The 20,626-nt window shown below is 55.9% G+C and carries 15 protein-coding genes; all 15 read right to left on the reverse strand.

Annotated elements, in window-relative coordinates; all coding sequences use genetic code 11:
* Positions 1 to 77 precede the first annotated feature (77 nt).
* Positions 78 to 377, reverse strand: a complete 300-nt coding sequence (locus tag ACYASS_RS18025; protein ID WP_087273193.1) for a flagellar protein FliT — start codon at positions 375 to 377, stop codon at positions 78 to 80.
* Between the two features lie 26 nt (positions 378 to 403).
* Positions 404 to 799, reverse strand: a complete 396-nt coding sequence (gene fliS / locus ACYASS_RS18030) for a flagellar export chaperone FliS (RefSeq protein ID WP_243246793.1) — start codon at positions 797 to 799, stop codon at positions 404 to 406.
* Positions 800 to 916: 117 nt separating this feature from the next.
* A complete protein-coding gene (gene fliD / locus ACYASS_RS18035) occupies positions 917 to 2,338 on the reverse strand; it encodes a flagellar filament capping protein FliD (RefSeq protein ID WP_463587105.1) in 1,422 nt (473 codons plus the stop codon).
* Positions 2,339 to 2,419: 81 nt separating this feature from the next.
* Complete coding sequence (locus tag ACYASS_RS18040; protein WP_463587106.1) at positions 2,420 to 2,806, reverse strand: flagellar protein FlaG; 387 nt, start codon at positions 2,804 to 2,806, stop codon at positions 2,420 to 2,422.
* 71 nt (positions 2,807 to 2,877) lie between these two features.
* Positions 2,878 to 3,726: a flagellin domain-containing protein gene (locus tag ACYASS_RS18045; RefSeq protein WP_463587107.1), complete on the reverse strand. Its 849-nt coding sequence runs from the start codon at positions 3,724 to 3,726 to the stop codon at positions 2,878 to 2,880.
* Positions 3,727 to 4,118: 392 nt separating this feature from the next.
* Entirely contained in the window at positions 4,119 to 5,045 is a 927-nt protein-coding gene (locus ACYASS_RS18050) for a ketoacyl-ACP synthase III (RefSeq protein ID WP_463587108.1), read from the reverse strand.
* 306 nt (positions 5,046 to 5,351) lie between these two features.
* Entirely contained in the window at positions 5,352 to 8,249 is a 2,898-nt protein-coding gene (locus ACYASS_RS18055; protein ID WP_463587109.1) for a glycosyltransferase family 2 protein, read from the reverse strand.
* A 69-nt stretch (positions 8,250 to 8,318) separates the two neighbouring features.
* The gene (locus ACYASS_RS18060) at positions 8,319 to 11,897 is read right to left on the reverse strand and encodes a glycosyltransferase (protein WP_463587110.1); all 3,579 of its coding nucleotides are present in this window, start codon (positions 11,895 to 11,897) and stop codon (positions 8,319 to 8,321) included.
* Between the two features lie 91 nt (positions 11,898 to 11,988).
* Positions 11,989 to 13,773, reverse strand: a complete 1,785-nt coding sequence (locus tag ACYASS_RS18065; protein ID WP_463587111.1) for a flagellar hook-associated protein 3 — start codon at positions 13,771 to 13,773, stop codon at positions 11,989 to 11,991.
* A 13-nt stretch (positions 13,774 to 13,786) separates the two neighbouring features.
* A complete protein-coding gene (gene flgK, locus ACYASS_RS18070) occupies positions 13,787 to 15,856 on the reverse strand; it encodes a flagellar hook-associated protein FlgK (RefSeq protein WP_463587112.1) in 2,070 nt (689 codons plus the stop codon).
* A 10-nt stretch (positions 15,857 to 15,866) separates the two neighbouring features.
* Complete coding sequence (gene flgJ / locus ACYASS_RS18075) at positions 15,867 to 17,081, reverse strand: flagellar assembly peptidoglycan hydrolase FlgJ (protein ID WP_243246772.1); 1,215 nt, start codon at positions 17,079 to 17,081, stop codon at positions 15,867 to 15,869.
* 11 nt (positions 17,082 to 17,092) lie between these two features.
* Positions 17,093 to 18,202, reverse strand: a complete 1,110-nt coding sequence (locus tag ACYASS_RS18080) for a flagellar basal body P-ring protein FlgI (protein WP_463587113.1) — start codon at positions 18,200 to 18,202, stop codon at positions 17,093 to 17,095.
* 13 nt (positions 18,203 to 18,215) lie between these two features.
* Positions 18,216 to 18,899, reverse strand: a complete 684-nt coding sequence (flgH, locus tag ACYASS_RS18085) for a flagellar basal body L-ring protein FlgH (protein WP_238599626.1) — start codon at positions 18,897 to 18,899, stop codon at positions 18,216 to 18,218.
* Positions 18,900 to 19,022: 123 nt separating this feature from the next.
* A complete protein-coding gene (flgG, locus tag ACYASS_RS18090) occupies positions 19,023 to 19,811 on the reverse strand; it encodes a flagellar basal-body rod protein FlgG (RefSeq protein ID WP_243246771.1) in 789 nt (262 codons plus the stop codon).
* Between the two features lie 47 nt (positions 19,812 to 19,858).
* Positions 19,859 to 20,596 (reverse strand): flagellar basal body rod protein FlgF, encoded by a 738-nt coding sequence (locus ACYASS_RS18095; RefSeq protein ID WP_122665686.1) that lies wholly within the window; start codon positions 20,594 to 20,596, stop codon positions 19,859 to 19,861.
* Positions 20,597 to 20,626: the final 30 nt, after the last annotated feature.

The raw sequence follows: 20,626 nt of genomic DNA on the forward strand, positions 1-20,626 counted from the left end.
ATAGTAAACATCGCTAGTTAAGTCAAAATACCGTAAACAGTCAAATTTATGGCGTAAAGCTTATTTTGACCAACCGGTCACGAATCAAACAGATGGTAAACCTTTGCTGCATTTTTGGCTTGGGTGATTTGCGTCATTTCGTCGACAATCGCCTGACGCTCACCCGTTGCAGTGTCAATCAGCTGCCGATACACCGTCAATAACTCTTCCAGGTTGTTACGCAACTCTGGCTCATTCGGCGTATCTTCACTAATAACATCTTCGACACAGGCACGACAGGCAAGATCCAGCTTGCCAATGGTTTCCCAATCGCGCTCGGCCAAGGCGCCAACCAGCGCTTCGCGAGTTTCTTCGATACGCTTGAGTGCAGCACTCATGTCAATATCCTCAGGACAACAGCTTCTTATTGATTTTGTTGATCAGCAATTGCATCCCAGCCTTCCTTGACCGTAATCAGCAAGCCTGCGACTTCATCCAGTATTTTGGGGTCATTCTTGACGTTTGCTTCAGTCAAGCGCTTCATCATGAAGTGATAAAGATTATCTTGATTGCGCAATGCGTCAGTCGGGTCTTTGTCCAGATCAAGGCCCTCGCGCAATCCGCCAATAATGGCAATCGCCTTGCTGATGAAAATGCCTTTATTAGGCAGATCCTTGCGCGCCATTGCACCTTTAGCTTGAGCCATGCGATCCAGGCCACCCTGCATCAACATTTGCACGAGACGATGAGGACTTGCTTCAGAGGTTTGAGCCTGAGAGCCAATCTTCTGGTACTGACGCAACGCTAACATAGGATTCATAGATAACCTCGTAACAACTCCAGGATTCACATAACCAAGCTATCGACGCCCGATCAAAAAACTTTAGCCTAATGCAAAAACCCGACACGCTGGTCGGGTTTTGGCAAGACACTTTACTTATGAAGCGTTCTTCTGAGCATTCATTGCCTCGAAGATCGAGGTAATGCTGGAGGCAGTTGCCTTGAGCTGCCCAACCACCAGATCCATCGCGTTGTACTTTTTGGTCAGCGAATCGGTAAGAGATGCTACCCGACGATCCAGTGCCTCCTGCTGAGCGACCAATTGCTCCTTGGTCTTGTTGAGCTGGGTAGTCTTCTGCGCCAGGATCCCACCAGTCTGACTGAATGGCGTGATCGCCTTTGTAACACGAGCAAGCAAACCGGTATCGCCAGTGAACAAGCTTTGAACTTGCCCGCTGAGTTTTTTGTCGTCCAGTGCTGCAGTAAGCTTCACAGAATCCAGCAACAGCGTACCGTTACCTTGAGTGGTGATCCCCAACTGTGCAAGCGAGCCCAGACCACTGCTGTTGGTCGACGTAGCGATCTCACTACGGATCGCCGCCAGCATGTTGCGCGGCGCAGAGTCACCCGTCAGCTCCGCTGCGACAAAATCCCCTGCTGCGTTCGTCGACCCTTTGGTCAACGTCGAAACAAGGCTGACCAGCGTGTTATACGAGTTGACGAACGTCTGCAACGAAGTCTTCAAGCCGTCGGTGTTGGTTGCCACAGTGATGGTTGAGGCAGCATTGCCACCCGTTACCAGCTCAAGAGTAAGCCCGGATACGGCACCCTCGACCTTGTTCTTCGCACTGGTCAGCTCGAGGCCGTCGATGGTGAATTTGGCATCTTGCGCGAAAGCCGAAATTGCGCCAGCACCAGGGATTCCGCCCGACGCCGTCTCAGACATCGTCTTGGTGCCCTCGATATCCAGCAAGGTACCGAAAGCGTCGTCGCCCGCCACCTTCAAATCGTTACCTGCACCCGTCGTCGTGGAAGTAAATACCAGACGCGCGCCGTTTGCATCGTTGATGATGTTGGCGCTGATACCTCTACCCTGAAGGGAGGTGTTGATCGCGTTTCGGGTTTCTTCCAGCGTTCCCCCCTTGAGGGTGACATCATAATCAATGCCATTTTGAGTGATTGTCAATTTACCACTCGGAATGGCACTTGCCTGAGCCGGACTGATTGCGGCAGTTGCCACCTTTGAGCCTGTCGCCAGTTGCTTGACAACAAGACTGTACGTACCGTTTACCGCAGCATTAGTGGCAGTTGCCTTAGCTGTTGTTTCGGCTGAGGACGTCGCCGCAAACCCCAGAAACGCCGGAGTCGTCGTACTGTTGAGCGCCTTCATCGAGTCTTGAAAAGCTGTCAAGGCAGACTGAAGCTTGGCAACAGCCGACAGCGACGCAGTTGTCTTACTGGTTTGCGTAGTGATCTGGTTCTGCTTGGCCGCTTTATCCGAATCAACCAGAACCTTGACGATGTCACCGATATTCAGGCCGGAACCCAGACCAGTACTCGCGGAAATTGGACTTGCCATGTGCATCTCCCTTCAAGAGTGTTGCCGGTCTTTTGACCTTTTACCGCCTCAAAAAACCTACAACAAGTTTCGTGCCACCACTCAGACTTCAGCTCTGAACAACAGACTGCTTGCATCGCTCAGGCTTTCTGCCAGCTTCAACACTTCCTCATTGGGAATCTGCCGAATCACCAGACCCGAGTCGCTGGCAATAACTTTGACTACCAACCGACCAGAGGATTCATCAGTCGAGAACTCGAGATTACGCTTGACCGACTGAAAGAACTTTTGAATGTCCTCCGCAGCAGCTTTTACATTCTCTTCGTTCTGAGACATATCCTGCTGAGCATTTTTACTTTCAGCCGAAGCAGCAACGCTCGCGACGGAAAGGTTCTCTACCGGCTTATCCACGACCGCAGCTGGGTTGGCAGCTGGTGTCGCCGGTTGAGCGGCAGGATAAGACAGATTCAGCTTTACACTCATATCCATGACCATTACCTCCGAAAGTAAAAAAGCGAGAGAGTACGAATCGCACTCCCCCGCCAAAACTCATTCCGAAATTACTGAAGCAGCTTCAGTACAGCGGAAGGCAGTTGGTTAGCCTGAGCCAGGATAGCAGTGGAAGCTTGTTGCAGAGTCTGCTGCTTGGTCAGTTGTGCAGTTTCAGCAGCGAAGTCGGTATCTTGTACGCGACCCAGTGCAGCACTGGCGTTTTCGTTGATGTTCTGCAGGTTGGAGATGGTGCTGGTCAGACGGTTTTGTGCAGCACCGAGGTCAGCACGAGTGGCGTTGATGATCGACAGAGCCGAGTCAATTGCACCCAGTGCGGCCGAGAATGCAGCTTCCGAAGCAGAGCTTGTTGCGCCGCTGATGCTGATCGCCGAACCAACGCCCAGTTTGTCAGCGGTGAAGCTGCCAGTCAGGGTCAGAGAGATCTGGTTGGAAGTACCGCTGTTGGAACCAACCTGGAAAGTCATGGTGCTGGCGGAACCGTCGATCAGGTTCTTGCCGTTCAGGTTAGTACTGTTGGCGATACGGGTCAGCTCTTCACTCATCTGAGTGAATTCTTTGTTCAGAGCGTCACGGTCAGTCGAGCTGTTGCTGTCGTTACGGGACTGAACGGCCAGTTCACGCATACGTTGCAGAATGTTGGTCGATTCTTGCAGAGCGCCTTCAGCGGTCTGAGCAATCGAGATACCGTCGTTGGCGTTTTTGATCGCCATGGTCTGACCGCGAATTTGCGAAGTCATACGGGTAGCGATTTGCAGGCCAGCAGCGTCGTCTTTAGCGCTGTTGATTTTCAAGCCCGAGGACAGACGAGTCATCGAAATGGAGAGCGCGTCGGTTGCCTTGCCCAGGTTCTTCTGAGTGTTCAAGGATGCAACGTTGGTGTTTACTGTTAAAGCCATGATGAATTCCTCGTTGGATGAGTGCTGCGGGCTTCCGGCCCCTGCAAGCGCCGGGTGTGCCTAGAGAACCTTCGTAATAGTTATCGTCGCAATAGCAAGTTGCTTGAGCGTTTTTTTGAAAAAAATTACTAGCAGACGGCCATCCCCTGTAAAACAAGGGCTTAGCAGATAACCAACGGAGAAATGACGCCAGAAAACTGCTGCCAAATGGCCAGCAGACGCTCGCCTTAGAGATAAAAGCAGCAGCGCCGCTCGGAGAGCCCTACGAATGTACGTTATCCGTAGGAGCGGCTTTAGCCGCGAGGGCACCAGTGGTAATGCATGTGCGCTAACAAGCAAAACGTTAGTTACAGGGCGCGCGGGTGGCGGCGCGCGCTCCTGCAAAAAACCTGTCAGCCTTTATAGATAATTGCCGAACCCCACGACAGCCCTACACCAAACCCGCTCAGCGCAACACGCGTCCAGGCCGAATCCAGCACATGCTTTTCGAGCAGCAGAGGGATACTGGATGACACGGTATTCCCGGTCTCGACCATATCTTTGAGAAACTTCTCGGGCTTGTCTTCAAAGCGCCGTGCTACCGCATCGACGATTGCCGCACTGCCCTGGTGGATGCAGAAGGCGTCAATATCATCTGGCTGCAAACCAGAATCGGCCAACAACTCGTGCAAATGCGCAGGGACTTTGAGCAGCGCGAAATTGAAAACCTGGCGACCGTTCATGAAAAACACGCCATCGCTGACTTTCAAATGTGGCGCGCCAGAACCGTCGGTGCCGAATTTGGCCTTGCCCAATTGCCAAATGGCATCTTCGCCCATCCAGGTGGCCGTCGCGGCGTCGCCGAACAGCATGGTGGTGTTTCGATCCTCGGGATTGACGATCTTGGAGTACGGATCGGCAGTCACCAACAAACCATTTTTCAGGCCTGCGGCTTCCATGAAGCCTTTAATTGCGTAAATACCGTACACATACCCGGAACAGCCCAGAGAGATGTCGAACGCTGCCACACTTGTCGACAGGCCGAGCTTGTCCTGGACGATGGCAGCGGTGTGCGGCAAGCCTTCTTCATCACCGTTTTGAGTCACGACGATCAAGACGTCAATGCTTTCACGGCTCAGTTGCGGGTTATTGACCAGCAGTTTATTGACGGCTTCGACACAAAGATCCGAAGTTTCCTGCCCGGCATCTTTGCGTGGCAGGAAGGTGGAGCCGATTTTCCCCAGGATGAACTCTTCATCCTTGTCGAACTTGGCACCTTGAGCGTAGTTATCCACACCAGCTGTGGGTACGTAACTCGCTATGCTTTTTATGCCAATCATCATGGCTTCCCGATTAGTAAACAGGTAAATATTCGTCCCACAAAAATCAGGGAGCTACCGAAAGAGGTGATATGCGAGACATTTTCAGGGCGATGGGCACGTTAAGCAAGTCGGGCGCATGGCGTTCCCTGCAACACAATACAGTGAAGATGCACTTTATGACCCGCAGGTCACCAGTTCGGCACGTTTTGAATGCATCTGCCTTAACGAAAAAAGCAGGCCATATGGCCTGCTTGGGCTCCTTTCAATGCGGAGCCGGAAGTGAGAGGGGTCGCAGACAAAGACTTACGTCCCCCCGGCGCAGCGCTATTTCTTGATTGCACCCAGGGTGAAACCTGGGCCATCGAGGGCAAGATTGGAGTTGTAAGCCTCATCATGAGCGAACGGTCCCGGCCACTTATCCTTCAATGCTTCAAGCGTCGCCCCCGCTGCGCGCACCTCGCCGGAATGCACGACCTGAACATGAGGCGTCCAGACCGTGAGGAAACCCGACTGAGCGACCTTAAGGCACAGGTCGACATCACCCAGTTCGTCGGCAAACTGACCTTCGTCCAGGCCGCCGACCGCATCGTAAAGCTCCCTGCCAATCATCAGGCACGCCGACGACACAGCCGAATAGTTCTGCTCTACAACCAGTCGTTGCATGTAACCATGAGAGGTTTTCGGCTCGCCGACAAAAGCCGAACCGACGCCACCATTGAGTCCCAGAATCAGACCCGCCTGAGTAACGGTGCCCTCCGGATCAATTAACCTGACACCGACTACACCCACTTCCGGGCGTTGCGCCTGATTGAGCAACGATTCGATCCAGCCTACGTTAACAATCTGGCTTTCGGCATCCATAAGAACCAGGTACTCACCTTTGGCTTCCTGGCTGACACTGTTGCGCAAGGCAGCGGCGCTCAGACGCTGATCGCTTTTGAACACGCGAACTCGATTGGAGCTTTGCTCCTGTTGATCGAGCCATGCCAACAGTCCGGTATCACTGCTGTTGTTATCGCATATCAGCACTTCGTAGCGCTGATAGCGTGTACGTTGCAGGATACTCAGCAGGCAGCGCTGCAATTCAGGGAGGTTATCGCGACTTTCAAGCAGGATTGATACGGTCGGGCGAACGGCATGGCGATAATCGATCTTGAAGGTTCCCGACAACGCCGAGCTGACTTCAGCCCGGTAGCCGCGATTGGCCAGATGGCGGGTCAGTGCTTTTTGTTCATCCTCATTGACCTCCAGTTCGGGAGCGTCACAGATCAGCAGCGGCTCGCTCAGGTGAGCCAGGCCGCTCATTCCGCCTTGCTCGATCAAACGCAGCAGCAGGTCAAGCTCAATTGCGCCGGAGAGTTCACGGGAATATCCACCGGCCTCAAGCATGGCCTGCTGGTTAATCAGCCAGTGACGAGCCATGAGCACAGGCGAGCTTTGTAATAGGTCGAGGTTGAAGCTCGGGCGGAATGCGTGAGTCAGCGTACCGTCCTCAACCCGGTGAATCTCGTCCATGGCGACAGCACGACAGTTTGCAACGTCTGCCAACTCAAGCGAAGCCTGGAGCAAGCCATTTTTGGTGAAGACCTCACCTGCCTGTACCAGAGTGAACCAGTCACAACTGGACTGTTTGACACTCTGATTGATCTTGTCGACGTAGTTACTCTCGCTAACCTTGACGAAATGCAGCGTGTTTTGCGGCGTGGTCACTGCCGGAGACTTGGCGGTGGTAAAGATAATGACCTTGAAGGAGCGGCTGAAGCCGTTGATCAAACTGTCGAAGGTCGCTTGCAGTTTAAATACATCAGCTTCCAGATCGAGTAACAGAATCCCGATCTGCGACCCCTTCGGATTACGAGCCAGGCCAGCAGTCAGCTTTTTAACGGCGGCGGGAGCCGGATCACGGGCGTCCAGCCACTTGAGCAGACGGCCTGAAGGCATATCGTCGAGCAGCTTGCCGTTGTCGGAACCACCCGCGGCCTGCAAGCGTTCATGCCACTCAACCAGTCGCTCGACTTCCTCTGCCTGCGTCTCGGTGGAGCGCAGTTCTCTAATGAGGCGCTGCACAATACCGGCATTAAACGAATAGAGCTCATACGCCTGCCAAAGACGACTTTCGAGCGCCTCGGCATCCGGGTTGCTTTGCGCTCGGGCGAGCTCCGCCTGCTTGAGCAGCGCGCGCTCCAGCGTTGAAAGATGGGCATACCCGGCCGGCATCAAATGGATGAGAAATTCGATCTGCTCGAGCAAGCTGAAAAATGACGGAGTGTAAAACGGCAGCTCCACAAACTGACGGGGCTCGAAAAGCGGCTCAGGCTCATTGACGCCTATGTTCCACCTGGAGCACACCAGCTTGTCGCTCGCCAGATAACTCTGGGTCTCAAGTGATTCGGCAAGGGCTGTAAAACCGTCCAGCACCTGCTGCGGGGTGAATACCGCACCTGATATTTCGCTCAGGGTCGATGCAAAACCTTCACGCTCAGCCCTGGCCTTGGGATCGACATACTTCAGCGCACTGCGAATATCCCGATCGCGCGAAACCTCCTGTTCGAGATCACGCGCTGCATGCAATGCATAAGGAACAGGCAGAATGCGCACCTTCCCGGCAGCCAGCAAGTAGTGCATCTGGCCGATTTCCTGCCAGTGCGTATGTGTGTCGGCTGGCAGGGAAGCAGACCATGCCTGCAGAGTGGAGCTGCGTATAACCGCGTTGAGCAGCGGGAATCCCTGCGCCATGAACGTCGCAACACGCTCATGTGGGCTTTCTGCAGAATAGTCCTCGCACACCTTGCGATCACGACGGAAATAATTCACATGATTGGCATCAGCGCTGTACGTCAGGCTATACCCTTGGCACGCGACGTACTGTTCGTGACAGTCGAGAAATTGCACGGCATCGCTCAAGGCATCAGCGATCAGGAAGCTGTCGACATCGGCGACTGCCACCAAAGGCGTGGTCACATGCACCAGGATCTCGGCCGTCCTGGCACTTGCCCCCACGTGGGCAAGCAGCGGCTTGTGCAGATATTGCGCGCCCGACCCTGACTCGGCGACCTGTGCGTCAAACTCCGGGGAAGTATCGACGACCAGAATCGCACATGAAAAGTCAGCATAGTACTTCAAGGCGCGACGCAATGAATCTGGCTGCTCGTGAGCGACCAGGACCACGGTCAAACGCTCGTACATCGAACTGACAGCCTGCTTCCCGACATTGCTCTGCATAATGCTTCCTATTGTGAATCAATGGCACGAGCCACTCTGTGAGCGGTCTGCGGCGTGTTTACTTAAGGGTCAGTCCGGCAGCCAGCCGTTGACCCAATACTGCAGATTTTCTCCGCGTAACATAAAGTCGCGCAGCACGGCCTCTCGCAACTCATCGCCCATACGATAGCTTGCGTCCGGATCTGACAAGTGCATCCGGATGGCCTGCAACCACTCTTGCGTACTGTTGCTGTAAACCCGCGTGCAAGGCAAGTGGCCTCGGTAGGCTTCGGTATCCGTACAGATCACTGGGTAACCGCAAGCACCATACTCAAGCAAGCGCAGATTGCTTTTGCAGTCATTGAAGATATGAAATTCCAGAGGAGCCAACGCCAGATCCAGGTTCAGGCTCGCCAGCTTCGCCGGGTAAGTATCCAGGCTGATACCCGGGTGGAACTCATGGATATACGGTTTGAGTGCATCGGGACACATGCCGAAGAGCACCCACTCGACCTCGTCGGCCAGCTCGCGCACCACCTCGGCGATGACTTCCAGATCTCCCCGGTGACTGGTTCCCCCTCCCCAACCCACACGAGGCTTGGTAGACGTGCGACGCTTGCTGTGCAAGTTGCTCCAAAGGTGAGTGGCCAACATATTGGGCACGACCCGGATATCGCTGTGCATGCCTTCCAATGCCTGGGCCAGCGGATAGGTCGACACAACGACCCTGTCACACATGCCAATGCCCCGGCGCAAGTTGGCCTCTAGGTTACGAGGCATCGAGCGCACATGATCGTTCTTGGCCGGGACCTTGACGACGTAATCATCCAGCTCAAAGATCCGCATTGCCTGAGAGTGGGCTTTGACCTTGACGACGTTAGGAAGCCTGACTTCCGAGTAGCAGCCTTGAAAGACCACGACGTCTGGCGATTGACGTTGCAACTCGACGATAGAGGGTGCGTCAAAGCCAGTGCGCCCGACAATGCGACCTGCCGCCTGCAGCTCAAGAAACGGCTGGGTTACACGATAATGCCCAACGGCGGTCTGGTTAATTGCCAGCGCCAGCACTGACGGTTCGCGTCGACCGCAGAACGGGTCCCAGCCAGCAACTCGTCCGGGCTCAAGATCAAATCCTGCGCCGCCATCCAGACTCAGGTTCTGGTTATAGGCAGGATCTCGGGCAATAGCGGGCAGCCAGCGTTTGTAAAAACGCTGCTGTTCATCTTCAACCCGCTCCGGGAATGCAATGGCAAGCGCACCGGCAGCAGGCTCGACCCACACGACACTGGCGTCAGGTGTCCAGACCACCAGGTAACCGCTTTGTCCGGCCTTGAGGCACAGGTCAATGTCCTGAAGCCCCTGACTGAAGGCCGCTTCATCCATCCCCTCGATGGCATCAAACACATCCCGGCGAACAATCAGGCAATTACCGCTGACCGCACTCCAGTTTTGCGCCATTTGCAGCCTATACATGTAGCCAGGCTCAGTTACCGATGCATTGGTAAAAGGTTTACCCGCCAACCCCTGCATACCCAGCACCGTTCCTGCATGAAGCACGGTGCCTTCCAGACTCAGTATCCGGGCACCAACAACACCGACCTCGGGGCGCTGTGCATGAGTGAGCAGGTTGTCCAGCCAGTCCGAATCATGCATGACAATATGCGGGCTGAGGGAAACCAGATACTCACCCCGTGCCTGCTCTGCGGCATAGTTGAAGGTCGCGGCTTCGTTGGTGCTGCCCTCGTAGGCAAGCACCCGCAGTTTGTCACTTCCCAACGATCCCATTGCAGCCAGCCAATCACGCGTCTCGGCGCTTTCACTGCCTTTATCAACGAGCAAGACCTCGTAGTTCACATATGCAGTCTTGCTGAACAGGCTGTCGACGCAGCGCTCAAGAGCAGCCAACTGGTCCTTGACGGAAATGATGATCGAAACCAGCGGACGCACGGGGTGCAGATACTCGACCCGGTTCAGCAGCGGCAATTGCCCATGATGAACCACATGCTCCACGCCAATACGCTGCAAGTGCGCCGACAGTATCGGCTCACTTTGCTCAACCACTTCAGGTAAGGACAACCAGTGAGAGTAAGACAGGTGCGACTCGACCTGCAGTTCGGCAATGTGTTCGATCGCCTGCGTGCCTTGACTTTCGACCAGTCGCCAAATGGCATCGTGGGGTGCAAGTTCACCGTACTCCGGGTTCAAGCCCCCCATGTCCAGGATGCACTGCCGCTGAAATGCCAAGGCGCGGCCAACATAAGGATAGCCACGCAGCAAGTCGAGGTTGAAATCAGGCTTGAAGACCGAGTCCACCGACTTCTCGTCTGCATCCAGTGCGCCTTCGTCGCTATATACACAGCTAACATGCGGCATGTGCACGATACGTTCGGCAAGGATCATCAACGCCGGGGATCGAAGTACATCACCGGACCGCAACAGGTAAAACCAGTCAGCATTATCCAATGGCGCCAGCACTTCATTAAGCTGCCGCGACCAGTTGCTCTGTAGCGGATAACGCACCACGTCATGCTTATCAATGTTCTCGGCATTGCTCAACAGTATCACTGCTTCAGCAGCATAATCCTGGCCGGCAATACTCTGCAGCGTCATGTCCAGCAGGTTAGGATCAGGCTGAACATCGACCACTACCGTCACAATTCGCGGACGCCAGGTCCAGGCGGCGGCACGACGCGCATTGAGCCTTTTCTGCAGTGGATTGAATTGCCTACAGGCCAGCCACTGGGCATACAGCTGGCTGAAGCTTTCACTTTCGCTGCCAACACGCCCGTTCAACACCCCCTGACGATCCGCCATAACCGCATACAGGTTGAATTCGTCCCACTCCTCCTCAGGTCCGCGATCACTCAGTGCAATATGACGGACCCACCCGGATTGCGGGGCGCTCTCGCCTGTTCGAGCGGCCAGCATCAGCTTGAGCCACTCCCACTCCTGGGTCGCCTTCTGGTAAATGCCAGGCTTATTACTGAAACGATCAGGATGGACTCGCTCAGTACTTTCAATGCTGATCAGTTCAACCAGATTGCCGCGGCGAAGCAGGCAGATGAACAGAGTGAAGTCCAGCAGTGCGACAAACCCTTCGCCCTCTTGCGCTAGCGATGGCAAGTATTCCAGAACGTCCGCACGGCGCATCAGGCTGCCACTGAAACCACCAAGCAAGTTGCGTGGTGCTCTCTCGAACATGGCGAGCAAGTCCACGCCCCGGTACACAGCGCTGTAAGGCGAAAGGCCCACGTTCCCCATCCGCAGGGGCAGTACATACTCCTGCACGTCCACCAGATGACGCTTTGCAACAACCAGATTAACGTCCGGATATTCGCTTAGCGCGGCAGCCTGAATGGCGATACAGGTCGGCGAGATCCAGTCATCGTCACACAGAAACTTGATGAACTCGCCCTGGGCTTCTTTCAGGCAACGCAGGAAGTTTTGCTGAAGACCCAGACGATACGGGTTGGCTACATAGCGGCAAATACCGCCTTCAGGAGGCACCAGCGTGTCGTAGATCGCTTTGATCTCGCCGGTGACGCAGTCGTCACACACGATGATCTCAAGATTTACGTAGGTCTGATCGAGGGCGCTCTGTAACGCGGCCCGGAAAAAACGCGGATTGAAGGCGGGGATGACAATGCTGACAAGGGGAGCTGAATTCACAATGCGGACTCACGAGCGGTGAGGAACCAGCCAGTCGACCGGCTCCCCGTACCGCTGAAAAAAAACGGCCAATGCTCGTACGCTAGCGTTTTTACAGCTGGCTGAACAGATTCAACTTGGAAAGCTGGGTGAAGACTGTCTGCGAGGCCTGCAACATAGTCTGCTGCAACGTCAGGCGAGTAGTGGCTTCCACCAGGTCAGTGTTGACGATCTTGCCAGACTCGACTTCGTTGTTACCCAGAAGCAACTCGTTGGTTGTCCCTTGAGCGTCTGCCGCTACCAGATTCGCACCACCAATGGACCGCGCAGTCGAAGCAGTCTCGATATTATTGGTGATGTTGCCCAGCGCAGCCGTGAGGGCCGCATTGATTCCCTGCGCGACGGTGATGTCACCGTTGCTCGGTGTCGTCATCGCCTTGATCGCTGCGGACAAGGTGTTGAGTACGTTCTGCGTCTGGTGATTGCCCGCCTGAACGGTATAGACGTCGCCATCCACCGGATTGTTGCCGGCCATCGTGAACTCCACCCCCGCCGCTTTCACCACGGTGCCGGTAATTGCTCCGGTGCCGATTGGTGTGTCGCCAGTGTTGTACGGCGCGTTATAAAGCTCATAACCATCAGTGGAGGAAAAACGCAACGTAACCGCAGGGTTATTTGGGTTAGTGAACGTATCGCCGTCCGCAGGCGTGCTGCCCGGCACAGTGAAATTGATGCCGTTGGCGCTAACCGCAGTACTGGTAACGACCCCTGTAGAAACCGGCGTATTACCCACAACGTACGGTGAGGCATAAAGCTCATAGCCATTGGTGCCGGAGTAACGAAGCGTTGCACCACTGCTCGGGAACGTCGTGTTATAGGCTGCCTTGTCAGTTGCGCTCGAACCGACCTGGGAATTGCTGATGGTGGTCGTCGAGGGGTTACCCGGGCTGCGCGAGGTGGTGATGCTGTCCAGGGTAGACGCCACCGAATAGGTGCGAGCAGGCACTGTGAGCGCTGCTGTCGCCGCCGCCGGTGAAGCCTTATCAGCCTCTGAAAGATTGATGTTGAAGCCCAGTTCGATACCACGGAACGTGAACGACTGAGTATCACCTTTGCTGTAATCAAAGACACCGGCCGTCGAGGCCTCGGAAGTGACATCATTGCCCGTGTTGTCAGTGATCTTGAGCTGAGTCCCACTGGTAAAAGTGATCGAATAAGGCTCGCCACCCTGGAAAGCTGCGTTGTAAGCATTGGTGGACTTCAATAGCCCGCCGGACAACGCCACTTTACCGTCGCTGGGGCCGCTGGTGAGCGTCGATGAGGTACGCACAGCGCCGAAAGACTTCTCGAAGGCTTCGAAACCGGTAACGTTGCTCGGTAATTTGAGGCCGTCGCCCACAGCCAGATCCATCGTGGTCTGATCGCCGACGTAGCTGTAGGTGCCGTCGGAGTTGAGCGTATACGGCGGCATGGAAGACTTGCTGCCGGAAAAGATGTACTGGCCGTTGGAGTCCTGGGTGTTCATCAAACCCAGAATCTGACTCTGCAGTTGCTTGAGCTCACCGGCGGTGGAGACCCGATCCGCATCGGTGTACGAGCCGTTACCCGCTTTGACGATCAACTCGCGGGCGGCCTGCATCGAGGAAATAATGCTGTCCAGCGCCGTCTCGCTGTTGGCAATATTGTTGTTGATCACACTGATGTTCGACTTGTACTGCGTCAGCATCGAGTTCTGCTGAGCCAGTTGCAGTACGCGTGCAGCGCCGACAGGGTCGTCACTCGCCGTGTTCAGCTTGATCCCGCTGGAGACTTCCTCACCAGTCTTGACCACGTTGGCGTAGCTACGCTGATAGTTCTGGGTCGAAACCTCGTAAAACTGAGTAGTGGAAATACGCATGATTTACGACTCCTTAAAGACTGTTGAGCAGCGTGCTGAAAATGGATTGCGCCGCCTTGATAATCTGCGAAGACGCGGTGTAGTACTGCTGATACTTGATCAGGTTGGCCGCTTCTTCATCCAGCGATACGCCCGACACTGAATCACGTGCAGATTTGGCCTGGGTCAACACGGCAGCGGTAGCCGTCACGTCGCTCTTGCCCTGACTGGCACGGGTGCCGACAGTGGAAACCAGATCGCCATAAGCGCCTGACAGGCTTGTGCCTACCCCACCGTTGTTAACACCCACAGTTTTGGCAGTTTGCAAGGCAACACTGGCAATAGCGTTACGGTTATCCGCAGAGCCAGCGCCGGTCATGCCGATGGTGAAAGTATCGTTGGGTTGAGGTGTACCGGAGATGCTCATCTCGACCGTCAACGCGGTTTGCGAGGTCGGCGTGGTGCTGTTGTCCGTGTAGCCCACATTGAGCTTAATAGTGTTGGTCTGGCCCTGGACGATGGTGCCGGTGATGGCATTACCGCTCTGATCCAGCACCGGACTGCCCGAAGCATTCAGCAACGAGTAAGTCTGTACGCCACCGGTGGCGGCGCCCATGACCAGACGCATTGGCGTCGAGTCTTTGACCGCGCCCTGCCAATCAGCCAGTTTTGTCGGGTTGTAGATGTCCGGCGCACTGGTAATCGTCGGCTGCGTGAAGCCGCCGGTGCCGGTGTTGCCAGCGCCCGCCGTGGCCGTCAGCGGCGCAGCTGCAGCGATGTCCTTAGGATCGGTCAAGGCTACGGCGATGCCGGAAGCCCCGTTACCGGTCGGCGATATCTTGAACGTATCGCCCGCGGCGACAGTGGCGGTCAGCGGATCATGAAGGCTCATCTTGAAGCCTTCAAACTCCTTCGGCGGATCATCACTCAGCGCGCCGGTGCCTACCGTCTCGCCATTAGGCAAGCGGCGCAGGGTGTAACTGTCGCCATCTGAACCAATAGTGACTTCGTAATTGTCGGCGGTCAGCGCACTGGAGCTCGTGATGGTCACGTCCAGGTTGCCGGAGCCAGCGCTGTTGGTCATGGCGCCAATGCTACGCTGACTGATCAGCGCATCACTGTTGATGCTGTTGAACAGCGGCGTGCCCATGTTGCCTTTGCTGTCGATACCCTGTCTGAGCTGACTGTTGATCTTGTCGGCCAGCACGATTGCCACTCGCCCAAGCTCATTGGTAGCGGGGGTCAACACTTCCGAACGATAACGCAACAGCCCACCGATGGAGCCGCCGGTCAAAGCCGACGTCACGTCTGTGGAATTGTGCCCGTAGGTGATCTGCAGGTTGTACTGCAGCGCATCGTCTTTACTTGGCACTGCATTCATCTGGTACGAGGTGCCGCCGCTGACCAGCGACTGACCGGTACCGGTATAAACGTCGAAATTGCCGTTGGTTTCGATAACCTTCACGCCCACCAGCTCATTGAGCTGACGAACCGCTTCGCCACGCGAGTCGAGCAAGCTGTTCGGCGATGTATTGCCGGCAGAGGCCTGAGAGATCTGCTTGTTCAGGCTGGCAATCGTCGTTGTCAGTTCGTTGACTTGCTTTGTGTAGGTATCCAGCTGTGCGTTGACGTTCTCGTTTTGCGAGGACAACTGCGCTGCCACCGAATTGAATCGGGCAGACAATGCATTGGCCTGGGTCAGGAATGCCGAGCGCTCGGCAGACTGCGTAGGGTTAGTCCCAATGGCCGCCAGGTCAGTGAAGAACTTCGACAGTTGCGCCGCCACGCCGGTCGTGCTGTCAGACAGCAAGGTGTCGGTCTTGCTGGCCTGTCCGGAATAGGCAACCGCGTCGGCACTGAGAGAGGTACTCGACTGCAATTGGGCGTCAAGGTAGCTGTTGTAGATGCGGCGCACATCGGACAGGGTTGTGCCTGTGCCAATGAAGCCAACACCGATACCGATATTGCGCTGTGCCGATGCAGTGGTCATCACCTGCTGACGCGAATAACCCGCGGTATCCACGTTAGCCGTGTTGTTACCGATGGTATTGATCGCGGCACTGCTCGCGTTAATCCCGGACAACCCAATTGAAAGCAGCGACATGATTAAAACCTTATAAAGTCGTGGAAGAGCCCGTAGCGGCGGCGTAGTTCTGGTAACTCTTCATCTGTTTCGCAATCTGCGAAATCTTGCTGGCATAGTCTGGATCCGTAGCGTATCCAGCCTTCTGCAACTCTTTTACAAACTGTTCCGGGTTATCGGCAGAATTAACCACTTCTTTATAGCGATTGTTGTTCTGCAACAGGCTTACCAGGTCATGGAAGCTGTCTGCGAAGGAGTCGTAGGAACGGAAGTCCGCCGTCTCCTTGACCATCTTGCCGTCACGGAACTCACTGGTAATTGCCCGGGCTTGCGCACCGTTCCAGCTACCCGTGGCCTTGATGCCAAACAGGTTGTGGCTACTGCTACCGTCCTGCTGACGCATGATCGATTTACCCCAGCCGGTTTCCAGCGCAGCCTGCGCCACCAATATCGCCGGATCCACGCCAATGCGCGCAGCAGCGTCCTTGGCCAGTGGCAACATCGTCGCCATGAACTCATCAGAGTTACCGAACGCGCGCTTGGCCGGAGCCAATGGCGGCTGAGCCATGCTGCGCACGTACTGCGGTGTCGCAGGAGCCAGATTCGGGTCCATTGTCCAGTCGCCATTGCCACTGCTTTTGCTCGCCACATTAGTGCGGGCAACAGGCGACAACTCGGTAGCGCCAGCCGGCACGATGCCCGCCAGCAATCGATCAGTAAGCTTGCTCGGCAACGCCAGACGCCGGGAATTGAGCGCAGCCATATCGTTGCGCCCTTCGGCGACAACGGCGGACTTGTCACTCGCCGCCGAACGGGTTGCCCACAACGGCCGCTGCTGAACGCTGGCAGCCAGACCGTTTGCAGCAGTCGAAGCATCGCCTTTTGCCGCATCAGCGGTTGCTGCCGTGTGCATGTTGCGAGTCTTGGACAGCTGACGCATCAGCACATCCTGCAGCCCGATACCGTTACCACGACCGGATAACGTCACCGAGAGCTGCTGGTCGTACATGTCCTGATACTGCCGGGTTGCGGCAGTATTCATTGGGTTGTCCTTGGCCAGCACTTCGTTGGCGGAGCGCATTGCCTTGAGCATCTGACTGACAAACAGCGACTCGAATTCTTGCGCAACCTTTTTCAGGTTGGCGTCGCTGTTCACATCACCGGTTTTCAACGAGTTCAGGCGATTGAGGTCGGTGTAGGCACCTGAATCGACCGCTGAAGAAATCGGGCCCTTGGGCATATCCATCGACAACGTCCTCAGATCACGATCAGGTCGGCTTGCAACGCGCCGGCCTGCTTCAAGGCTTCAAGGATTGCCATCAAGTCGCCGGGCGCAGCGCCCACCTGGTTAACCGCACGGACGATCTCGTCCAGGGTAGTACCAGGGCCGAACTTGAACATCGGGTGCAGCTCTTGCTGCGCATTCAGCTTGGAGCGCGGCACCACAGCCGTCTGACCACCGGACAGCGGTCCTGGCTGGCTGACAATCGGGTCTTCGGTAATGGTCACTGTCAGGCTGCCGTGCGTAACAGCCGCAGGCGAAACCTTGACGTTCTGACCAATCACGATGGTACCGGTACGCGAATTGATGATGACTTTGGCAGAGGTCTGACCCGGATCGATTTCGAGGTTTTCCAGCACCGACAGATAGTCGACACGCTGCCCCGGATCCAGCGGCGCAGTCACACGCACCGAACCGCCATCCAGCGCCTGGGCAACACCCGGGCCGAGCAGATCATTGATCTTGTCCACCACGCGCTTGGCGGTGGTGAAGTCCGAACGGTTCAGGTTCAGCGTCAGCGTATTACCCTGGTTGAAACCGCTTGGTACAGCGCGCTCTACCGAGGCGCCGCCAGGAATACGACCGGACGACGGAACGTTGACGGTGATCTTCGAACCGTCTCGGCCTTCAGCATCAAAACCGCCCACCACCAGGTTGCCCTGAGCAATCGCATAGACGTTGCCGTCGACACCTTTCATGGGGGTCATCAACAACGCACCGCCGCGCAAACTTTTCGAGTTACCAATCGACGACACAGTGATGTCGACGGTCTGCCCCGGCTTGGCGAACGCAGGCAAGTCTGCGTACACCGCTACCGCTGCAACGTTCTTCAACTGCACGGTGCCAGAACCGGCTGGCACCTTGATGCCGAACTGAGCCAGCATGTTGTTGAAGGTCTGCAAGGTGAACGGGGTCTGCGTGGTCTGGTCACCCGTACCATTGAGACCGACTACCAGACCATAACCGATCAACTGGTTGGCCCGTACGCCGGAAATACTGGCGATGTCCTTCAGACGCTCGGCTTGAGCGCCGAACGCGGCGGACAACAACAGTGCGGCCGCGAGCAGTTGCTTGAGATTGATCATGTTTATCCCGCTATCAGAAAGGGAACAACGGGCTGAGGAAGAACCGGTCAAACCAGCCTGGCTGGCTCGAATCGGCAAATGCACCAGTACCTGAATACGTAATGCGCGCATCGGCCACGCGAGTGGACGAAACGGTGTTATCGGTGGCGATGTCATCAGCGCGAACCAGACCCGCAATACGCACCAGTTCATCACCGGTGTTCAGGGTCATCCACTTCTCGCCACGCACGGCGAGAATGCCGTTAGGCATCACGTCGGCAACAGTGACCGTGACCGAACCGGTCAAGCTGTTGCTCTGCGCAGCCTTGCCATCGCCTTCAGTAGAACGCGCACCGTTGTAGCCTGCACTCAGGCTCAAATCGTTACGACCAATCGGGTTGTTGGTGACCAGGCTGGAACCAAACAGCGAGGTCAGACCGATATTGGCGGTGCTGTCTTTGGTGATGGCCGAACTGGCTGCCTTGCTCGCCGCCATACGCTCCGACAGGGTAATGGTGATGATGTCGCCCACGCGGAAAGCCTTGCGATCGCCGTACATGTTCTGCTCAAAACCTGCCTGATAAATCGAACCGTTGTTCGCCGCAGCGGGCAGCGGTGTACGCGGCATCACCGGCGCGTAATAAGGGTCATTAGGTTTGGCATTGGGCGCAACGCAGCCTGCCAGCAGAGCAACTCCACAGAATGGCACCACCAACATTGAAAACCGCAGAACAGATAGCCGTTTCATGACACTTAAAACCTCGCGGTGTAGCAGGCGTCAGGCAGACGCCTCGTCGAATTGAGCGGGTACAGCAACAGGTCAAACAGGTACATCAAGGTGTTACAGATTCTGCGTCAGGTTCTGCAGCATCTGGTCAGCGGTGGAGATGACCTTGGAGTTCATCTCGTAAGCGCGCTGAGTGGTGATCATGTTCACCAGCTCTTCAACGGTGCTGACGTTGGAAGCTTCCAGGGTGTTCTGCAACGTAGTACCCAGACCGTTCAAACCAGGCGTACCGACTTGTGGTGCACCGCTGGAGGCAGTTTCCAGGAAGAGGTTGCCGCCCTGAGCCTGCAAACCGGCCGGGTTGATGAAGTCAGCAGTCTGGATGTTGCCGATGATCTGCGGCGTTGCAGCAGCACCCGCCAGGGTGATCGACACAGTGCCGTCCTGACCGACCGTGAAGGTCTGGGCGTTTTGCGGAACCACGATTGCAGGCTCCAGCGCGTAACCGTTGGCGGTCACGATCTGGCCGTTGCCGTCCAGGTGGAAAGTACCGTCACGGGTGTAAGCGATAGTGCCGTCCGGCTGCATGATCTGCAGGAAACCACGACCGTTGACCGCGATGTCGAGCGGGTTCTCGGTGGTTTCCAGGCTACCGGCAGTGAAGTTTTTCTGCGTGCCGACAATGCGCACACCGGTACCCAGTTGCAGACCCGACGGCAATTCGCTGTCCTGGGTCGACTGAGCACCCGGCTGGCGCTTGATCTGATAAAGCAGGTCCTGGAATTCAGCACGATCACTTTTAAAGCCAGTGGTCGACACGTTTGCCAGGTTGTTGGAAATGGTCGTCAGGTTCATGTCCTGAGCGGCAAGACCGGTTTTGGCTACATACAGTGCTGGAAGCATTCTTGAATCTCCTCGAGCGTCGGATCATCGACGCAAGCTATCAATCGTTAGCCTTGCAAGATGCGAGTCGCGGACTCGTCATTGGTCTCGGCGGTTTTCATCATCTTGACGTGCAATTCAAACTGGCGGGACAGCGCAAGCACGGCGGTCATTTCTTCCACGGCATTAACGTTGCTGGCCTGCAGGAAACCCGACTCGACCTGAACGTTGGCATCTGCCGGAGCAGCGGCACCGCTCTTGAGGTGGATCAAGCCATCAGGACCTTTTTCCATGGTGGACACGTCAGGTCTGACCAGCTTGATGCGGTCTACCTGGGCCATCACCTGAGCGCTTTCACCCAACGAACGAACGCTGATGGTGCCGTCGGCGCCGATTTCAATTTGCTGCTGAGGCGGCACGGCAATAGGACCGCCGTTGCCCATGACCGGCAAACCGTTGCCAGCACGAAGCACACCCACGGCATCAATATTCATGCCTGCGCTACGGGTATAAGCCTCACCACCGTCAGGGGTCTGAACGGCAATCCAGCCATCCCCCTTGACCGCGATATCCAGTTCGCGACCGGTTTCGATCAATGCGCCGCCACTGAAGTCAGTACCGGGACGTTCGCTCATGGCATAGGCACGCGAAGGCTGAACCTCGCCAAATACCGGCATCGAACGCGCCTGCTCCAAGTCACGCATGAAGCCATTGGTCGATACGTTTGCCAGGTTGTTGGCATGAGCCTTTTGCGCAACGGCGTTTTCAGATGCACCGCTCATCGCAACGTAAAGCAACTTGTCCACAGTCATCCTCCTCTGACAGACGCTTGCCGC

This window comes from Pseudomonas sp. HP_14 (assembly GCF_055283875.1).